Source organism: Companilactobacillus futsaii JCM 17355 (assembly GCF_001435505.1).
Classification (GTDB): domain Bacteria; phylum Bacillota; class Bacilli; order Lactobacillales; family Lactobacillaceae; genus Companilactobacillus; species Companilactobacillus futsaii.
The window spans coordinates 1-1639 of sequence record NZ_AZDO01000070.1 but is presented as its reverse complement, the minus strand read 5'-3'; the positions used below and the strand labels follow the sequence as shown (position 1 = coordinate 1639).

At 33.1% G+C, this 1639-nt stretch carries 1 pseudogene; it reads right to left on the bottom strand.

The features are described from left to right. Positions 1-177: 177 nt before the first annotated feature. Positions 178-1483: pseudogene (locus tag FC88_RS05885) on the bottom strand (IS1380 family transposase). Between the last annotated feature and the right edge of the window lie 156 nt (positions 1484-1639).

Below are 1639 nucleotides of genomic sequence, written 5' to 3'. Positions count from 1 at the left end.
ACCCAATCTATTCATAGAATAGTAAATACAGTAAAGCAGGAGTCAAGATTGTGAATTTTTACAATCTTGACTCCTGCTTCTTTAAACTTTGAAAAAATATTGTGTCTAAAGTTTCCTAACGCGATTTTAGAGCAGACTACTCCCTTGGAAGAACTGATTTTTTTAAAAAATTAAGTTCTATATCATTTCGATCCGTTCAAGGACTCTCCAAAACAGTCGATCGTAAACATTGAATCGACTTAATTGAATGATCTTGGAACGTGAATGTCGTATTATTTTTGCCGGTATTCTAAACAATTGTAATCTTAAAGTGTTGATTTGCTTGCAACTTTCAGTTGCTGGCAAAGCTAAACACTTCATACTTTGAACTATATTAAATGCTAAGGAACTCAGTATGGTTCTGACAGTGTTTACTCTAAAACTGTGGCTGTCAGTTTTATTCATAAAGAATCCATCTTTGATTTCCTTGATACTATTTTCAACTATACCTCGATTGTGATACATCTTAAATACGTCTGTAATGTCTATAGAGTAAAGGTTTGTAACCAAAAATTCATAACTAAAAAATAGTTCGCCTGCTGGGCGAACCGCTTTAAGAACGACACGATAGGGCTTCGCCCAAGTGTCTGGCTGATATTTTAATTCAAAATATTGAATCTTTGATGATTCCACTATGGGTACATTTCCATATTGAACATTATGTTCAGCCATATTTTGCAGCTTTGTATTTGCCTTTAGTTTGATCAAAAATTTACATTTTTGATCATCACATGATTGATATAATTCTCCTGATGAAAATCCACTATCTCCTCTAACAAGGATATTCATGTCACAACTATGGTTGCGGTAATGTGAAAGAATTGGATTTATAAAATCGACAATTCCATTAGAAGTATAAACATTCCCTGGACGTAGCTTTGTCGCCAAAAGCATTCCAGTCATTCCATCGAATGCAATGAGAGGATGATAACCATTAGTTTGATAATGAGCATTAAAATTGGCATTTTCTTGATAACCGTAAGTATCTGTGTGAGTTGAATCTACATCAATTATCATTTCCTGTTGATTGTTTTTTTTCAAAGACAAGATCAACTAGATATTGAATGATGTCACTAAATTCCGTTATGTTGTCCTGCGTCACACGTTTTAAAAAACGTGACACAGTCGGTTGCGATGCAAGCTTTTTTTTGTTAAAAAGTACTTTCAACGCTGGGTCATTTTGTAAAAAATTAGCAGACGAATCATTTTTATATCCAGCAATTAACTGAAAAAGTATTTGTAGAAGTATATCTGAATTAGAATGTTGATTAAATTTACGTGAATCATCGAAGTGAATTTGATGATTTATCAACTTTGAGAATCCTAATTTATCAAGGTATTCGGATACTAATGATAACCCACCATTTGCCGTAAAATTGCCGCCGTTATTAATAATTTGTATGTTATGGTTGTTGTGTAATCTAGTTTTATGTAAGATTGTCATTAGGAACTCTCTCCTTGATTATTGTATTGTTAGGGGTAACTTCACAATATCATAGGTGGAGTTCTTTTTGCACCCATTGGGTGTAAAAGAAAAGCCTTAGACATCAATCGCTTAAGCGATTGTAAAGTCTAAGGCTTTTTTTATGAATTATTCAGG